14 protein-coding genes are annotated in these 16,060 nt (G+C 70.6%); 7 read left to right on the plus strand and 7 right to left on the minus strand.

All coding sequences use genetic code 11. The features are described from left to right. Positions 1-70: 70 nt before the first annotated feature. Complete coding sequence (locus BDK92_RS12135) at positions 71-775, minus strand: hypothetical protein (RefSeq protein ID WP_147456967.1); 705 nt, start codon at positions 773-775, stop codon at positions 71-73. Between the two features lie 205 nt (positions 776-980). On the opposite strand from BDK92_RS12135, the gene BDK92_RS12140 reads away from it, so the two are divergent. Further along, positions 981-1,346: a hypothetical protein gene (locus BDK92_RS12140; RefSeq protein ID WP_121156806.1), complete on the plus strand. Its 366-nt coding sequence runs from the start codon at positions 981-983 to the stop codon at positions 1,344-1,346. Between the two features lie 79 nt (positions 1,347-1,425). Next, positions 1,426-1,812 (plus strand): hypothetical protein, encoded by a 387-nt coding sequence (locus tag BDK92_RS12145; protein WP_121156807.1) that lies wholly within the window; start codon positions 1,426-1,428, stop codon positions 1,810-1,812. A gap of 14 nt (positions 1,813-1,826) precedes the next feature. Here the strand turns inward: BDK92_RS12145 and fabG are convergent, their stop codons facing one another. Both fabG and BDK92_RS12155 read right to left on the minus strand, forming a co-directional pair. Next, on the minus strand, positions 1,827-2,585 hold the full coding sequence (gene fabG, locus BDK92_RS12150; RefSeq protein WP_121156808.1) for a 3-oxoacyl-ACP reductase FabG: 759 nt from the start codon (positions 2,583-2,585) through the stop codon (positions 1,827-1,829). 37 nt (positions 2,586-2,622) lie between these two features. After that, entirely contained in the window at positions 2,623-4,281 is a 1,659-nt protein-coding gene (locus BDK92_RS12155; protein WP_121156809.1) for an alpha-amylase family protein, read from the minus strand. Between the two features lie 238 nt (positions 4,282-4,519). Here BDK92_RS12155 and BDK92_RS12160 point away from each other — a divergent pair, with 238 nt between their 5' ends. Continuing rightward, the gene (locus tag BDK92_RS12160) at positions 4,520-5,215 is read left to right on the plus strand and encodes a DedA family protein (protein WP_121162024.1); all 696 of its coding nucleotides are present in this window, start codon (positions 4,520-4,522) and stop codon (positions 5,213-5,215) included. Positions 5,216-5,324: 109 nt separating this feature from the next. Here the strand turns inward: BDK92_RS12160 and BDK92_RS12165 are convergent, their stop codons facing one another. The 4 genes from BDK92_RS12165 to BDK92_RS12180 all read right to left on the minus strand — a co-directional run bounded on the left by BDK92_RS12165 (position 5,325) and on the right by BDK92_RS12180 (position 9,634). Beyond that, positions 5,325-6,716 carry a chitinase gene (locus tag BDK92_RS12165; RefSeq protein ID WP_121162026.1) on the minus strand — a complete coding sequence of 464 codons (1,392 nt, stop codon included), beginning with the start codon at positions 6,714-6,716 and terminating at the stop codon, positions 5,325-5,327. Positions 6,717-6,885: 169 nt separating this feature from the next. Continuing rightward, on the minus strand, positions 6,886-8,301 hold the full coding sequence (locus tag BDK92_RS12170) for a carbohydrate-binding protein (protein ID WP_121156810.1): 1,416 nt from the start codon (positions 8,299-8,301) through the stop codon (positions 6,886-6,888). A gap of 117 nt (positions 8,302-8,418) precedes the next feature. Beyond that, complete coding sequence (locus BDK92_RS12175) at positions 8,419-9,162, minus strand: YidC/Oxa1 family membrane protein insertase (RefSeq protein ID WP_121156811.1); 744 nt, start codon at positions 9,160-9,162, stop codon at positions 8,419-8,421. Between the two features lie 172 nt (positions 9,163-9,334). Further along, positions 9,335-9,634 carry a DUF6412 domain-containing protein gene (locus BDK92_RS12180; protein WP_246016983.1) on the minus strand — a complete coding sequence of 100 codons (300 nt, stop codon included), beginning with the start codon at positions 9,632-9,634 and terminating at the stop codon, positions 9,335-9,337. Between the two features lie 178 nt (positions 9,635-9,812). On the opposite strand from BDK92_RS12180, the gene BDK92_RS12185 reads away from it, so the two are divergent. The 4 genes from BDK92_RS12185 to BDK92_RS12200 all read left to right on the plus strand — a co-directional run bounded on the left by BDK92_RS12185 (position 9,813) and on the right by BDK92_RS12200 (position 15,924). Continuing rightward, a complete protein-coding gene (locus BDK92_RS12185) occupies positions 9,813-11,699 on the plus strand; it encodes a DUF1800 domain-containing protein (protein ID WP_121156812.1) in 1,887 nt (628 codons plus the stop codon). Positions 11,700-11,709: 10 nt separating this feature from the next. Beyond that, positions 11,710-13,104: a DUF1501 domain-containing protein gene (locus BDK92_RS12190; protein ID WP_121156813.1), complete on the plus strand. Its 1,395-nt coding sequence runs from the start codon at positions 11,710-11,712 to the stop codon at positions 13,102-13,104. 159 nt (positions 13,105-13,263) lie between these two features. Then, positions 13,264-14,547: a carboxylate-amine ligase gene (locus tag BDK92_RS12195; protein WP_246016985.1), complete on the plus strand. Its 1,284-nt coding sequence runs from the start codon at positions 13,264-13,266 to the stop codon at positions 14,545-14,547. A 3-nt stretch (positions 14,548-14,550) separates the two neighbouring features. Next, complete coding sequence (locus BDK92_RS12200; RefSeq protein WP_121156814.1) at positions 14,551-15,924, plus strand: FAD-dependent oxidoreductase; 1,374 nt, start codon at positions 14,551-14,553, stop codon at positions 15,922-15,924. The last annotated feature ends 136 nt before the right edge of the window (positions 15,925-16,060 follow it).

The raw sequence follows: 16,060 nt of genomic DNA on the forward strand, positions 1-16,060 counted from the left end.
CCGAACACCCCACCCCGACCCGGAAGGAAGGGCCCCTTGTTATCGCTTTCCGATGTACAAGGGGCCCTTCCTAACCTCGACGGCGCAGGAAGCGGCGGCGGCGGGCGGTGTACCGCTCCACCACGAACAGGGCCTCGTCGGCTTCGGCGGCGGACTCGGCCGCCTCGTCGACCAGCGCCTCGGCGGCCACCTCGGCGACCCGGGCCGCCTGCTCCGCGCGGCGTACCCCGGCGGCGGCCCGGTCGTGCGCCCGCCGGGCCGCGGCCTGCTCGATCCGGCGCTGTTCGGCAACCCGCTCCCGCTCCTCCTGGGCCGGGTCCCAGTCACCGGAGCGCCGGAACACCTCCCGTAACTCCTGCACCGAGATGTCGCCGCGCCGGTACGCCGAGAGCGCCGCCCGGGCCACCGCCCGTTCGCGGTCCGCTCCCCCGGTCTCGTCCCGCTCGGTCACCCGGGCCGCCTGGCGCCCAACGGAAGCCGCCTGCCAGGCCAGGTCGTACGCCTGCTCAGCAGCCTCCTGGGCGGCCCAGGCCAGGTCTCGGGCCTGCTCTGCCACGGCCACCTCGGCACGGGCCAGAACCGCCCGCTCGGCCGCTCCGGCGGCGTCGATCCCCACCTGGGCGGCGTGCACGGCCAACTCGTCGGCCTCCGCGCGCAACTGCTCCAGATCCGGGCGGGGCGTACGGGCGCGGTCGGTCATCACCGCGAGTCCGAGCAGGGCGAGCACGACAAAACCACCGGCCATCAGCAACGCCCACACGCCCGTCGCGCCCACCGCCGCACTCCCCACGGTCCGCGTCGCCCAGCGGAGCCCGACCGGAGCCGCGAGGGTCCGGTCGGGTCCATGAAGCCCGGGCCATGGCGCGCGGCCCGGGACCGACCGCACCCGATGATAGACGCGTGTTGATGGCGTGACCAGCGGTGACGGTTGACCGGTGGCCAGGTCGGGGGCGTCGGGAGCCGCTCACTAGGCTGTCCACGTGAACGGCTCCCTGGTGACGGTGACGATCGTGCTCTCGCTCGTACTCGCGGCTTGGAGCCTGATCACGACGGTGCGCAACCGGCCCCCGGACCTGACCCACCTGGTCGGCCTGGCGATCGTGGAGGCGAGCCTGCTCGTCCTCGCCGGCCTGGCGCTCGCCGCGTGGGTCGGTGGTGAGCACCCCGCCGAGCCGGGCACCTTCTTCGGCTACCTGGTCACCCTGGTCTGTCTTCCGCCGCTGGCCGGGGTGCTGGCCCGGATGGAGCCGACCCGCTGGGGTTCGGTGATCGTGACCGTGGTCTGCCTGGTCATCCCGGTCGTGGTGGTACGGCTGCAACAGACATGGGAGGTGACCGGTGGCTGAACGGTCGACCAGATCGGTCGGTGGGTCGTCGGCGGGGTCGCCGCCGACCGGGTCCCCGGCGGGCGAGACACCGCCACGGGTGACCAACCGGGGGCCGGGCCGGGTGCTGATCGCGGTCTACATCCTGTTCGCGATCGCGGCGACCTCACGGGCCACCCTCCAGATCGTCACCAAGTTCCACGAGGCGCCGGTGGCGTACCTGCTCTCCGCCCTCGCCGCCGTGATCTACATCATCGCCACCGTCGGCCTGGCCCGGGGCGGCCCGAGCGGCCGGCGGATCGCGCTGGTCTGCTGCACCGTGGAACTCGTCGGGGTGCTCGCGGTCGGTGCCACCAGCCTGCTGGACAAGGCCCTCTTCCCGGACGACACGGTCTGGTCGAGCTTCGGCGCGGGCTACGGCTACATCCCGCTGGTGCTGCCGGTGCTCGGCCTGCTCTGGCTGCGCCGCACCCGCGAGACCGCCTGACCCGCAGGAACCGCTCAGTCGCGCGGACCGCCGGCCACGTAGATCACCTGACCGGAGACAAACGAGGCCCCCTCGCTCGCCAGGTACGAGATGGTGTGCGCCACGTCCTCCGGCCGGCCGACCCGGCGTACCGGGATCTCGGCGGCGCCGAGCCGCTGGAACTCCTCGAACTCGACCCCGATCCTGGCAGCGGTCGCCGCGGTCATGTCGGTCACGATGAAACCGGGAGCCACCGCGTTGGCGGTGATGCCGAACGGGCCCAGTTCGATCGCCAGGGTCTTGGTGAAGCCCTGGAGCCCGGCCTTGGCCGCCGCATAGTTCGCCTGTCCCCGGTTACCCAGGGCCGAGGTGCTGGAAAGGTTGACGATCCGGCCCCACCGCTGCCCGACCATGTGTTTCTGCGCCGCCTGGGTGAAGAGGAAGGCGCCCCGCAGGTGCACCCCCAGCACCGTGTCCCAGTCCGCGTCGGACATCTTGAACAGCAGGTTGTCCCGGAGCACCCCGGCGTTGTTGACCAGCACGCCCGGCGCGCCGAGTTCGGCGGCGATCCGCTCGACGGCGGCCTCCACCTGCACCCGGTCCGCCACGTCGGCCCCGACCGCGATCGCCCGACCGCCGGCGGCGACGATGGCCTCGACCGTCGACGCGGCCGCCGACTCCTCCAGGTCCACGACCGCGACCGCCAGCCCGTCTGCGGCCAGGCGTAGGGCGGTGGCGGCGCCGATGCCTCGGGCGGCACCGGTGACGATGGCGACGCGGGACTGCTCCGACATGCTTACCTCCCGGTAACTTACGCTCGGTCGGAGGAGCTTAACCCAGTTGTCCCTGGCCCCGGTGCAACCGGATCCAGCGGTAGCCGTACCCGGCCAGCGCCAGCGCGTCGAGCTTGCCGACCGGCCCGTACTCCTGGTCGGCGAGGACGTCACCGGGGAGTTCCGCCTCGGCGTACAGCTCACCGAGATCGACCGTCACGTCCTCCGTACCGAGGTTGTGCAGGAAGACCATCGTCCCGGTCGGGCCGTCCGCCCGGTGCGCCAACACCCCCGCCGGCAACACCTGGTCGATGTCCGTACACCGGCCCGAGCCGACCTCCGGGGCCTCACGCAGGGTACGGATCATCCGCTCGAACCAGGAGAGCAGCGAACCCGCGTCGTGCCGCTGGGCGGTCACGTTCACCCGCTCGTAGCCGTACTCGCCGCCGGTGATGACCGGTCGGATCAGCTCCGTCGCCGGTGCCGTCGAGAACCCGGCGTTCTCCTGGAAAGACCACTGCATCGGGGTACGGATCGCGTCCCGGCCGGGCAGCGACAGCTCCTCCCCCATCCCGATCTCCTCGCCGTAGCGGAGCACCGGCGTGCCGCGTAACGAGAACTGCAACGCGTACGCCAGCTCGATCCGGCGGCGGTCGTTGCCGAGCATCGGGGCGAACCGACGCCGGATCCCCCGACCGAACAGTCGCATCCCCTCGTCCGGGCCGAACCGCTCGAACACCTGCTCGCGCTGCTCGGCGGTGAGCCGGGAGAGGTCGATCTCGTCGTGGTTGCGCAGGAAGGTGGCCCACTGCCCGCCGTACGGCAGCTCCGGGGTGTCCCGCAGCGCGGCGATGATCGGCTCCGGATCCTGCCGGGCCAGGGCGAGCACCAGGCGGCCGTTGAGCATGAAGTCGAAGAGCATGTGCAGCCGGTTGGCCGACCCGCCCCGGTCGCCGAAGTAGTGCACCAGTTCGGCCGGCTCCACGTTCGCCTCGGCCAGCAGCACCGCGTCCGCCCGGCGCCACTGGGCGTGCTGACGCAGCTCGGTGAGGAACTCGAAATCCTTGGGCGAGTCCGGGTTGCCCGGCTCGGTCAGCTCGATGATGAACGGCACCGCGTCGATCCGGAACCCGGAAACGCCGAGCTGGAGCCAGAACGAGACGATCTTCTTGATCTCCTCCCGTACCGCCGGGTTGCCCAGGTTCAGGTCCGGCTGGAACCGGTAGAACCGGTGGTAGTACCAGGCCTTCGCGGTCCGGTCGTAGCTCCACGTCTCGTCCTGCTCGCCCGGGAAGACCATGCCCTGGCGGCGGTCGGGCGGCGCCTCGTCCGCCCACACATACCAGTCCCGGTACGGCGAGTCCGGTGACGAGCGGGCCGACTGGAACCAGGGGTGCTGGTCGGAGGTGTGGTTGACCACCAGGTCGATGATCACCCGGATACCCCGGTTGTGCGCCTGGTGGAGCAGCTCGGCGAAGTCACCGAGGGTGCCGAAGCGGGGGTCGACGTTGTAGAAGTCCGTGACGTCATAACCGTCGTCCCGGTTCGGGGACGGGTGGATCGGATGCAGCCAGAGGCAGGTCACGCCGAGCCGGGCCAGGTAGTCCAGCCGGCCGATCAGCCCACGCAGGTCGCCCACCCCGTCGCCGTCGCTGTCCGCGTACGTGTCGATGTCGAGGCAGTAGACGACTGCCTCGGAATACCACCGGTCTCCCATGCCCGACTGCCTTTTCCTCCGCCCGGCGCCGGTAAACGGAACCCTGCTCGGGACGGAGGTGTGAAAGTCGATCGAGACGGGTACCGCAGGCGCCATCACCCCGGACGGACGTCCTCCCGACGACCGCTCGGGCGATCGCTGTTTCGGGCGACCTCCGCTGGTGAGGCGGTCGTTCACCAGGGCTGGCCGAACCCCATGGGCCGGTCGTCAACGCTGACGGGCGGAAGGAGCCATGTCGATGCTGGTCGTGGCCGAGGCGGAGCCGACCGAGATCGGGGGGCTGACCGGCTGGGTCGCCTCGGTGATCGACGCGCTGGGGCCGCTCGGGGTCGGCCTGCTGGTCGCCCTGGAGAACCTCGTCCCACCGGTTCCGAGCGAGGTGGTGCTCGCGCTCGCGGGCTACCTGGCCGGTGAGGGACGGGGCAACGTCGTCGTGATGTGGGTCGCGGCGACGGCCGGCTCGGTGCTCGGCGCGCTCGCGCTCTACTGGGTGGGCGCCGCCCTGGGCGAGGAGCGGCTCAAGCGTTGGCTCGACCGGGTCCCGTTGGTCGACGCCGAGGACCTGGACCGGGCCGACCGCTGGTTCGCGCGGTACGGCAACTGGGCGGTGCTCCTCGGTCGGATGGTGCCGGTGGTCCGGAGCCTGGTGTCGGTGCCGGCCGGCGCGGACGGGATGCCGATTGGGCGGTTCCTGGCGTTGACCACGCTCGGCAGCGGAATCTGGAACTCGATCTTCGTCGGCCTGGGTTTCGCGCTCGGCTCGCGGTGGCAGCAGATCGACCGGTACAGCACCTGGTTCGACCTGGCGCTACTGGCCGGATTCGTGCTCGTGGTCTCGACCTGGGTGGTCAAACGGCTACGCCGACGCCGCCAACCCGCGACGCCACGGCCGTCGGCCCGCCCGGACACCGGACAAGTGGCTGATCGACGCTGATCAGCCACTCGTCCCGCGCGCCCTGGATGCGGGTCCAGAGGATTCGGTGTCTCCGGTCGGGTCGGTACCTGATGGAGGTGAACCGAACAGGGTCAGGGAGCTGGGCGGGTCACGGCAGCGTCGCCAGGTGCGGCTTGACCGTACGGGCGAAGTTGTTCCCGGTGGCGACGTCCCAGTTGATCGACCAGGTCATCGCGCCCCGGATGCCCGGGTAGGTGCGCGGCGGCTGGAAGCTGCCGCAGTTGGTGCCTCGGGCAAGGCAGTTGAGCGCCTGGTTGACCAGGGCGGGTGCGACGATGCCGCCACCGGCCGCGCCGGGGCCGGCGGGCAGGCCGAGCGCCACCTGGTCCGGCCGGAGTCCGGCTTCCAGTTGCAGGCAGGCCAGCGCGGTCATGAAGTTGACCGTGCCCTGGCTGTACGCGAACTGCTGGTCGCAGCCGAGCATCGAGCCGGAGTTGTAGAACTGGGTGTGTACGACGGTGAGGATGTCCCGGATGTCCAGCGCGAGCTTGAAGTAGCTCACGGTCGGCGACTGCATGTCGATGGTCTGTGGCGCCATCGTGATGATCAGGTTGGCGCCGACCCGGTTGCGCAGGCTCCGCAGCGCCTGTGCCATGTACGTGGGGTTGAGCCCGTTCTCCAGGTCGATGTCGACGCCGTCGAACCCGTACTCCTGGATCAGGTTGAACACGGTGTTGCTGAAGTTGGTGGCGGAGGTCGCGTCGTTGACCGCCACCCGACCGGTTTCCCCACCGACCGACAGGATCACCTTCTTCCCGCGTGAGTGCAGGGTCTGCACGTCGGTCTTGAAGTTGGCGTTGGTGTAACCGCCGAGCGAGGCCGACAGACCCGGGTCGATGCCGAAGGTGACCGCCCCCGGGGTGCTGGTCGCCTCGGCGAACGCGACCGCGATCAGGTCGTACTCGCCCGGTACGTCGCGTAGCCGCAGTTCCACCGCCGGATTGTCGAAGTTGTGCCAGTAGCCGGTGAGGAAGTGTTTCGGCAACGGCGAGTTCGGCGGCGGGGTGACGGGCGGCGTGGTCGGCGGCGGAGTCGTGGGTGGAGTGGTCGGCGGGGTCGTGGGCGGGGTCGTCGGAGCCGTACCACCCCCACACGCCACACCGTTCAACACACAGTTCGACGGCACCCCAGCACCCGTGGCATTGAACCCGAAAGACACCGACGCACCCGGAACCAACGTCCCATTCCACGACCGGTTCACAAACGAGAACCGCTGACCCGACGACGTCATCGACGCATCCCAGAACGTACCCACCCGACTCCCCACCGGCAGATCAAACGCCACCACCCACGACGAGATCACCGACGACCCACCATTCGTAACCGTGTACCTCCCCTCCCAACCAGAACCCCAGTCAGACACCTTCACAAAAGTCGCGGTCGGACCGGCCGCGAACGCCGGCATCGCCACCGCGACGGCACCGAGCGCCGCCACCAGGGTCGCGATCAGGGACAGGAGCAGGGTTCTGGAGCGCTTCATGCGGTCCTCCACGGCCGGTCAGGCATCGTCATCCATCGACGGATGGCTAATTATTAAGACTGTTAACTGTTCCTGTCCAGCCCTGACGGGAGAAGGAAGGGCCCCTTGTTATCGGAATCCGATGTACAGGGGGCCCTTCCTAACGCCTCCGTACGGGAGGCGGGGCGGGTCAACGACGGAAGGTGAACCAGTTGACGTTGACGAAGTCGGCCGGCTGGCCGCTGCTGAAGGTCAGGTAGACGGTGTGCACACCGGTGGTCGCCGAGATGTTGCCCGGGACCGAGCGCCAGCTCTGCCAGCCACCGGTGTTGGCGAGCGCGAACCCACCGATCGGCGGATTGGTCGGGCTGTCCAGGCGTACCTCGACCAGGCCGCTCACGCCGCCGGGGGCACCGGAGGCGACCCGGGCCACGAAGTCACGGGCCGGGGTGGTGCCGAAGTCGACATTGTCGAACCGGGCCCAGTCACCGCCGGCCAGGTGGCTCAGGTTCTGCCCGCCCTCGCTGCACGTCTCGACCTGCACGCCGTTCTGTCCGCTGTACGCCTCAGCCTGGATGGTCGAGTACGCGCTGCCGCCGCCACCGGACGGTGGCGTGGTCGGCGGGTTGGTGGGCGTGCCGCCGCCTCCCCGGCTCCATACGGCCACGTAGTCGACCAGCATCGGCCGGCCGGAGACGGTCGCCGAGGTCGGCGTGGTCGCGCCGGCCACCCCGTTCGGGAACGAGCCGCCCATCGCCACGTTGAGCAGCAGGAAGTAGCCGGCGTGACTGGTCATGTTGTCCCAGTGCGGCTGGCCGACCTGGTTCTGGGTGACGGTGTGGTACTGCTGGCCGTCGACGTACCAGCGCAGTTGCTGCGGGTTCGCGCCGCTGTCCCACTCGAAACGGTAGGTGTGGAACGCGGACTGGCAGCTGCTGCCGGGGCAGGCCCGGTTGGTGCCGATGCCGTTGAACTCGTTGCACGGCCCGCCAGGTGCCACGCCGCAGTGGAGTACGCCCCAGACCGAGTTGATCCCGTTGACGTTCTCCATCACGTCGAACTCGCCGATGCCCGGCCAGTTCTGGTAGTTGCCCCGGTACGGTGCGCCGAGCGCCCAGAACGCCGGCCAGTATCCGGCCGCCGCGGCTCCGGTGACGTTCGGCATCTGGATCCGCCCCTCGATGGCGAGTACGCCACCGGACGGGGGTTTGAAGTTGGTCCGTACGGTCTCGATCCGGGACGAGGTCCACTGGCCTCCCGCGCTCCGGATCGGGGTGATCCGCAGGTTGCCGGCACCGTCGTGGCTGACGTTGCTGGTGCTGTTGGTGTAGGTCTGGATCTCACCAGTGCCCCAGTTGGCCGGTCCGCCCGGATAACTGGTGCCGGTGTCGATGATCCAGTTGCTCGCCGAGGGCAGGGTGTTGGCGGCGCCGGTGAAGTCGTCGCTCCACACCAGACTCCAGCCGGGCGGGGTCGGCGGTACGGCGGCGCGGGCGTTCACCGAGACGGCGCTGACCACGGTGACGATCGTGGTGAACGCGGCCAGCAGGAGAAACGCGCGGCGCCTCGGGACGGGGCCGGCCGGAGCCGGGACGGTGCTGGTCATGATCGTGGCCTCTCTACGGGACGGATGAGAGAGCGCTCTCTCCCTGGTTGTACGTCCCGACCCCGGTTATGTCAACGTTCATCGATGCCTGTGGTCGGCGTCCTGGTGTGCCGCGAGCTACGGCAGTGGACGGGGCCGGCGCAGGACCACCCGCTCCAACGCGGTCCACGCGGTGGTGGTGACCAGGTAGAGAACCGCCGCCAGCGGCAGCACCAGGGCGGCGAGCAACGTTCCGTACGGCAGCAGCGGCAACAGCCGGGCCAACACCGCCGCGCCCGGCAGCTCCGTACCGTCGGGCGCGGTTGCCGGGGTGGCGGCGGCGGCATCCCGGCGCATCCGCCGCGACGTCCACCAGGCCAACGCGGTCAGCAACACCAGCAGTACGCCGAAGAGCGGCCCCGCCGCACCGCCGAGCCCGTCCGTGAGGTGGTGCCCGAGCGGCACCCCGGCCAGCCGTTCGTCGAGCAACCCGGCGGTCCCGCCGATCGGGCCCACCGTGGTGAAGAGGTGGTACATCACCACGAAGAACGGCACCTGAAACAGCCCTGGCAGGCAACCCGCGACCGGACTCGCGCCCGCCTCCCGATGCAGCGTGACCAGTTCCTGTTGCAGCCGCGCCCGATCCTTGCCGTACCGCTGCTGGAGTTGACGGACCTGCGGGGCGAGTTCGGCCCGGCGCCGCTCGCCGCGTACCTGCGCCCAGGTCAGGGGCGCGATCAGCAGTCGTACGGCAATGGTGAAGAGCACGACGGCGGCGGCCGTGGCGCCGGTGTCGGCAATCGGGGCGACCGCCGAGGCGAGCGCCTCGACGATGGTGGCGGCGACGGCGACGGCGCCGTCGAGTGGTGCGAACGTGAGCATGGTGAACCCCTCGGTGCGATTCCGGGAGGGCGCGACACCGGTGCGCGGGCAACCTGGTGGCGCGGATCAGCGCGTACCCGCGGATCGGCGCATCCGGTGCGAGCCAGGGACAACGTCCGATGTGGACGATGTAAGACGGAACCGACCGCGTGGCGGTGGGAAGAGGAAACCGCTACGCGGCCGAGAGGAGCACCGACGGTGCTCGGGGACGGGGCCGCCCGGCCGCGTCCGGGTCGAGCTGGCGCGGGATCCGGGCCCGACGGGCCCGCTCCCGGATGGTCAACCCGCGTCTGGCCGCGTTACCGGCCCCGGGCACCGTGCCGACCAGGCGCACCGCCACCGCGATCACCAGCAGCGTGGCCGCGGCCACCGCCGCACCGGCGAGCAGTTCGGACGGTTGGGTGGCCACCGTGACGACGTGCGCGAGGGCGTACGCCCACCAGCCCACGACGCTCAACAGCGATTCCGGCACCCGGTCAGTGTAATCGGCCGGGCCACCCCCGAAAGCACCGATCGGAGTGCTTCCTTTGCTGCGGCTTAACAATCCGTCGCGACGGTTGAGTGGTAGCTCAGCACCTGACTAGGGTGCGCCAGGGGCACGGTCGCGCCGGCGCCCCAGCCGACCGGATCGACGAAGAGGTGCGCCGAGAATGGCCGAGCGGGACCAGCCGGGCTTGGCGAGACGCGACGGAGGTTCCCGCCACCGCGCCGCCAGCCCGCGCGGCAGCGCCACCGAGGCCGCGGGGTTGCCCGCGACCCGGGCCGGCGGCAACGAGCCCGGTCGGCTCGCCCCGGTGCTCGGCAAGATGGCCCGCGCGGCGCGCGCGAGCGAACCGGCCCTCTTCGGACTGCTGCGCAACCGGCGCCAGGTGGTGATCGGGCTCGGCGCGGCAGCCGTCGCCACCGGCGCGGTCGGCTCGGCCGCCGCCGTACTCGGCGGGGGTGGTGGGATCGCCGCCGCCGTGAGCGACCAGGCCACCTCGACCCGGTCGCCCCGGGACGCGGGCGCGTTCGCCGACCGCGACGCCAGCTACAGCCAGTCCCTCGGCGAATCGATCAACTTCGGCGCGGCCGGGATCTCCGACACCCCGGCCAAGGCTGCCAAGGCGGCGCTCGCGGCGACACCGCGCTTTCCCAACCCGCTCAGCCGTGACCCCGTGCAGCACCTGCTGCGGCGGGCCACCTTCGGCCCCACCCGGACCGAGGCCGACGCGGTCCGGGCCATCGGCGTCGACGCCTGGATCGAACAGCAGCTCGACCCCGGCAAGCTCGCCGACCCGGTCGGCGAGCAGGTGGCCGGCGCGTTCCCCACGGTGAACATGTCGACCGCGCAGATCCGTCGGGCGGTCAAGGAGTTCGACTGGGCCGCCCAGTACGAGCTCGGCCACGCCACCCTGGCCCGACAGTTCTGGAGCAGCCGTCAGCTCTTCGAGGTGATGGTGGACTTCTGGTCCAACCACCTGAACGTGACCAACCCGTTCGACGGCGGCTGGGACGTACGGACCTCGTTCGACAGCCAGGTGATCCGTAAACACGCGCTCGGCAGGTTCTCCGACATGCTCACCGCCAGCGCCCGCAACCCGGCCATGCTGCGTTACCTCAACAACAACGAGTCGCACCGTCGCTCGGTGAACGAGAACTACGGCCGCGAACTGCTGGAACTGCACACGGTCGGGATCGACGGCGGTTACACCGAGAAAGACGTACGCAACAGCGCGTACATCATGACGGGCCGGACCGTGACCAACGCGGGCGAGTTCCGGTACGAGGCCGACCGGCACTGGATCGACCCGGTCAAGGTGCTCGGCTTCACCGACAAGAACCCGTCCCGCGCCAAGGGACTCCAGGTCGGCGACCGCTACCTGCAGTATCTCGCCACCCACGAGGCGACCGCGAAGAACATCGCCCGCAAGCTCGCCGTACGGTTCGTCGCCGACACCCCGCCACACAACCTGGTGCAGCGGCTCGCCGAGACGTACCTGGCCAACGGCACCGCGATCGCGCCGGTGCTGCGGGTCCTCTTCCGGTCCCAGGAGTTCTGGATCGCCACCGGGCTCAAGGCCCGCCGGCCGCTGGAGAACTTCGTCGCCACCGCCCGTTCGCTCGGCATCGCACCCGGCTCCGACACCCGCGCCGGAATCGAGGGGCTCTACCGGATGACCCAGCGCTTCGGGCAGCCGCCACTGGGCTGGGTACCGCCGAACGGCTACCCCGACGTCGCGGCGGCGTGGCGGTCGGCCCATGCCACGCTGGCGATCTGGAACAGCCACCGGGCGCTGGTGCAGGGCTCCCAGCGCGGGCTGTCGTACCCGAAGCCGGAAGGGCTGGTCGGCAAGCGCCCGCCCACCACCGGCCAGTACCTCGACGCCCTCGCCGCCCGGCTGTTGCAACAACCGCTGGCCGCCAAGGACCGCCAGGCGCTGCTGACCTTCCTCGGCTCGAAGGAGGGTACGACGGTGAAGAACGCCACCCTGGGCGGCAAGATCGAGCACCTGGCTCCGCTCTTCCTCGACTCGATCTACCACGCGCTGCGCTGAGGAGAGACCAATGACGCAGGAGAATCCTCAGCCGCCGGACGGCAACCCGCCGTACCACCCCGACGACGCGCCCCCGCGTCCCCGTACCGCACAGGAGCTGCGCCGGCACGGCCCGAACCTGGCCGAGGCGGCGATCCGGGTGCAGGCCGAGTCGGTCACCGGGGAGCTGACCGAACAGCGGGACCGCTGGCGGCACGGTTTCACCCGACGCCGGGTGATGGCTGGCGCCGGCGCGGTCGGCGTGGCCAGCCTCGCCGGTCAGATCGCCACCACCCGGGTCGCGTTCGGCGCGCCCGCCACCACCAACCGCGCCCTGGTGGTGGTCTTCCTGCGCGGCGGCATGGACGGCCTCTCCGTGGTGGTGCCGCGCGGCGACCGGAACTACCTCAACGCCCGGCGCAACATCGCCATCCCGGACGGCGCGCTGATCGCCGGGGACAACCGGTTCGGGCTGCACCCGGCCCTCGCCCCGCTCGAGCCGTTCTGGAAGTCGGGCAGGATGGCCGCGGTGCACGCGGTCGCGTCGCCGGACGCCAGCCGCAGCCACTTCCAGGCCCAGGACTGTCTGGAACGGGGAGCCGCCTCGACCGGCGTACACACCGGCTGGCTGGACCGGGTGTTGACCGCGCTCGGACCGGGCACCACGTTCCGGGCCATCGCCGAAGGCTCCGCCCTGCCCCGGTCACTGGTCGGCGGCGAGAACAAGCTGGTGTTGCAGGGCATCCGCGAGTTCGACCTCCAGGGCTTCAGCGGCGTACGGGCCAGCACGCTGACCGCCTTGAAGGCGCTCTACACCGGCCTGGATGACCACCCACTGGCAACCCAGGCCACCGAGACCCTCGCGTCGATCGCGGCCGCGCGGAAGATCGCCAGCAAGGACTACCGCTCCACCGCCCAGTGGCCCGGCGGCGGCTTCGCCGACCAACTGCGGGACGTGGCCCGGCTGATCAAAGCGAAGGTGGGGCTGCGGGTGGCCGCGGTCGACATCGGCGGCTGGGACATGCACACCAACATCGGCGGCCCGGACGGCGGCGACATGCGCAACCGGCTGAACGAACTCGCCAGCGCGCTCGGCGCGTTCGCCGCCGACCTGGGACCGGCGCTGGACGATGTCTCGGTGGTCACGATGAGCGAGTTCGGTCGCCGGGTCGAGGCGAATGGCAGTTCCGGCACCGACCACGGGCACGGCGGGTTGATGCTGCTGCTCGGCGGTGGCATGAACGGCGGCAAGGTGCACGGGCGTTGGCCGGGGCTCGGCGCCGGCGCGCTGGACCAGGGTGACCTGGCCGGCGCCAACGACTATCGGGACGTACTGGCCGAGCTGCTCAGGTCCCGGCTCGGCGTCGCCGACCACAAACCCATCTTCCCCGGCCTCAAGCACAAGGAGATCGGCGTTTTCCGCTAGGCGTACCCGCCGTCGACGTACGTGGAAACCCCTCTCCTCTGGAGCTGAGTGCGTGTCGCCACGCCGGGACCGCGTTTCCCCGCCTGACCGCGCTGGGTAACGGAGTCGTCAGGCGCTGATCTCGGCGCGACGGCAACGACGGAACGGCGGGTGGTGGCGATGGCCGGCATTGTGGCGATGGCCCAGGGCGCGGCGGTTTCCCAGGAGACGGCGGCACGCACGCCTGCGCAGCCGGCGGCCGAGGTTCCGGCCGAACAGCCGGGACTGCGTACGGTCGGGGTCGAGGAGGAGTTCCTGCTCGTCGACCCGGATACCGGGGTGGCCGTACCCGCGGTCGACCGGGTGCTGGAGCGGGTGCCGGAGGAGCTACGTGGCCAGGTGCAGCACGAGTTCCAGACCAGCCAGATCGAGATCGGCAGCCCGCCCGGACTGGAACTGGGCGCGCTGCGCCACTCGCTCGGGCTGCTCCGGGCCGGTCTGTCCGACGCCGCCGAGGCGGCCGGCGTACGGCTGGTCGCGGTCGGTGCCGGGCTGGTCGACGGGCCGGTTCCACCGGTCTTCGACAACCCCCGGTTCCACCGGATGGTCGAGCAGTTCGGCCCGTTGGTGGACGGGCCGGGCAACAACGGCATGCACGTGCACGTCGGGATCCCCGACCCGGAAACCGGCGTACGGGTGCTCAACCACCTGCGTCCCTGGTTGCCGATCCTGCACGCGGTGACCACCAACTCCCCGTTCCACGCCGGGCTCGACACCGGGTACGCGAGTTGGCGTTCGGTGCTCTGGGAGCGCTGGCCCTCCGTCGCGCCGACCCCGTGGCTGGAGTCGTACGCGCACTACCAGTGGCTGGTCGACCAGCTCGTCTCGACCGGCATGCTGCTCGACGAGGGGATGGTCTACTGGTACGCCCGGCTCTCCGCGCACTACCCCACGGTGGAGGTCAGGATCGGTGACGTGTGCCCGAGCCTGGACGACACCATCCTGGTCGCGGCGCTGGTCCGGTCGCTCGTCGGCACCGCGATCAGCGATGTCGAGCAGGGCCGCGAGGCGGTGCAGATCGATCATCACCTGCTCACCGCCGCGCACTGGCGGGCGGCGCACGACGGGCTGGACGGGCTCGCCGTCGACCCGGTACGCGGCGGCACCATGCCGGCGTGGGAGCTGCTGGAGAAGCTGGTCGACCGGGTACGGCCGGAGCTGGACCGCCACGGTGACCTGCCCGAGGTGACCGCGCAACTGGACCGGCTACGCCGGGACGGGACCGGCGCCGACCGGCAGCGCGCGGCGTACGCCCGCCGGGGTGAGCTCTCCGACGTCATCGCCGACCTGGCCCGACAGACCCGCGGCGGCGACACCGATCGGCACCCGGGCGATCGTGCCGAGCCTCACCCGGGCAACCGTGCCGAACAGCAGCGCCGCGACCTTGCCGAACAGCGACAATGAGATATGGCTGATCGACTGATCGTGATCGGCGGGGACGCCGCTGGCATGTCCGCGGCGTCCCAGGCGCGTCGCCGTAGGGACCGGGACGACTTGGAGATCATCGCCTTCGAACGGGGACACTTCACGTCGTACTCGGCCTGTGGCATCCCGTACTGGATCAGCGGGCTGGTCGACTACAACGAGTTGATCATTCGCGATCCGGAGACGCACCGCAGGGAGCACCAGATCGACGTACGGCTGCGCCACGAGGTCGTCAAGATCGACCTGGACCGGCGCGAGGTGGTCGCACGGGACCTGGAGAACGGCGGGCGCGAGGTCCGGGAGAGCTTCGACGAGCTGGTGTACGCGGCCGGCGCGGTGCCGACCGTGCCCGACTGGGCGCGGACCGACGCCGGTGGGGTCTTCGGGGTGCAGACCCTGGACGACGGCAAGGCGCTGCGGCACTGGCTCGAAGGGGACCCGAAGCCGAAACGGGCGGTCGTCGTCGGCGGCGGTTACATCGGAGTCGAGATGGCCGAGGCGATGATCGAACGTGGGCTCGCGGTGACCCTGGTCGAGCGGGGCGAGCAGCCGATGTCCACGGTTGACCCGGACATGGGCCGGATGGTCCGCGACGCGCTCGACGGGCTCGGCATCGACGTACGCACCGGGGTGACCATCACCGGCCTGACCACCGAGGGGGGCCGGGTCTCCGGCGTACGCACCAGCGAGGTCACGATCCCGGCGGACGTGGTGGTGCTCGGGACCGGCGTACGCCCGAACGTCCGGCTCGCGGCTGAGGCCGGCCTGCCGATCGGCCCGACCGGCGGCATCCGTACCGACCTGCGGATGCGGGTGATCGGCGCACCGGGGGTCTGGGCGGCCGGTGACTGTGTCGAGACCCTGCACAAGACAACCGGTCAGCCGGTCTACGTACCACTCGGTACGCACGCCAACAAGCAGGGCCGGGTCGCCGGCATCAACATCGGTGGCGGGTACGCCACCTTCCCGGGTGTCATCGGCACCGCCGTGACCCGGGTCTGCGACCTGGAGGTGGCCCGGACCGGGCTGCTGGAGCCGGAGGCGCGGATCGCCGGGTTCGAGTTCATCACGGTGACGGTCGAGTCGACCAGTACCGCCAGCTACTTCCCCGACGCCGCGAAGATGACGGTCAAGCTGATCGCCGAGAAGGGCACCGGACGGCTGCTCGGCGCGCAGATCGTCGGTCGGTCCCAGTCCGCGAAGCGGATAGACACCCTGGCCGTGGCGCTCTGGAACAAGATGACCGTGGACGAGATGTCGATGCTCGATCTCGGTTACGCACCTCCGTACTCCCCCGTCTGGGACCCGGTCCTGGTCGCCGCCCGCAAAGCCGTCGACATCCTCCACTCGACGTAAGGAAGGGCCCCTTGTTAACGCATAGCGTTAAGAAGGGGCCCTTCCTTACGTGGGAACGGAGGCCGGCGAACATGTCGGTGGGGGTGGTTACGGTCTGGGGCGTTGGTGCGTCGGTGTTTTCGCCCGGCGCGAGTCA

Origin of the sequence: Micromonospora pisi, assembly GCF_003633685.1 — a bacterium.
Lineage (GTDB): Bacteria > Actinomycetota > Actinomycetes > Mycobacteriales > Micromonosporaceae > Micromonospora_G > Micromonospora_G pisi.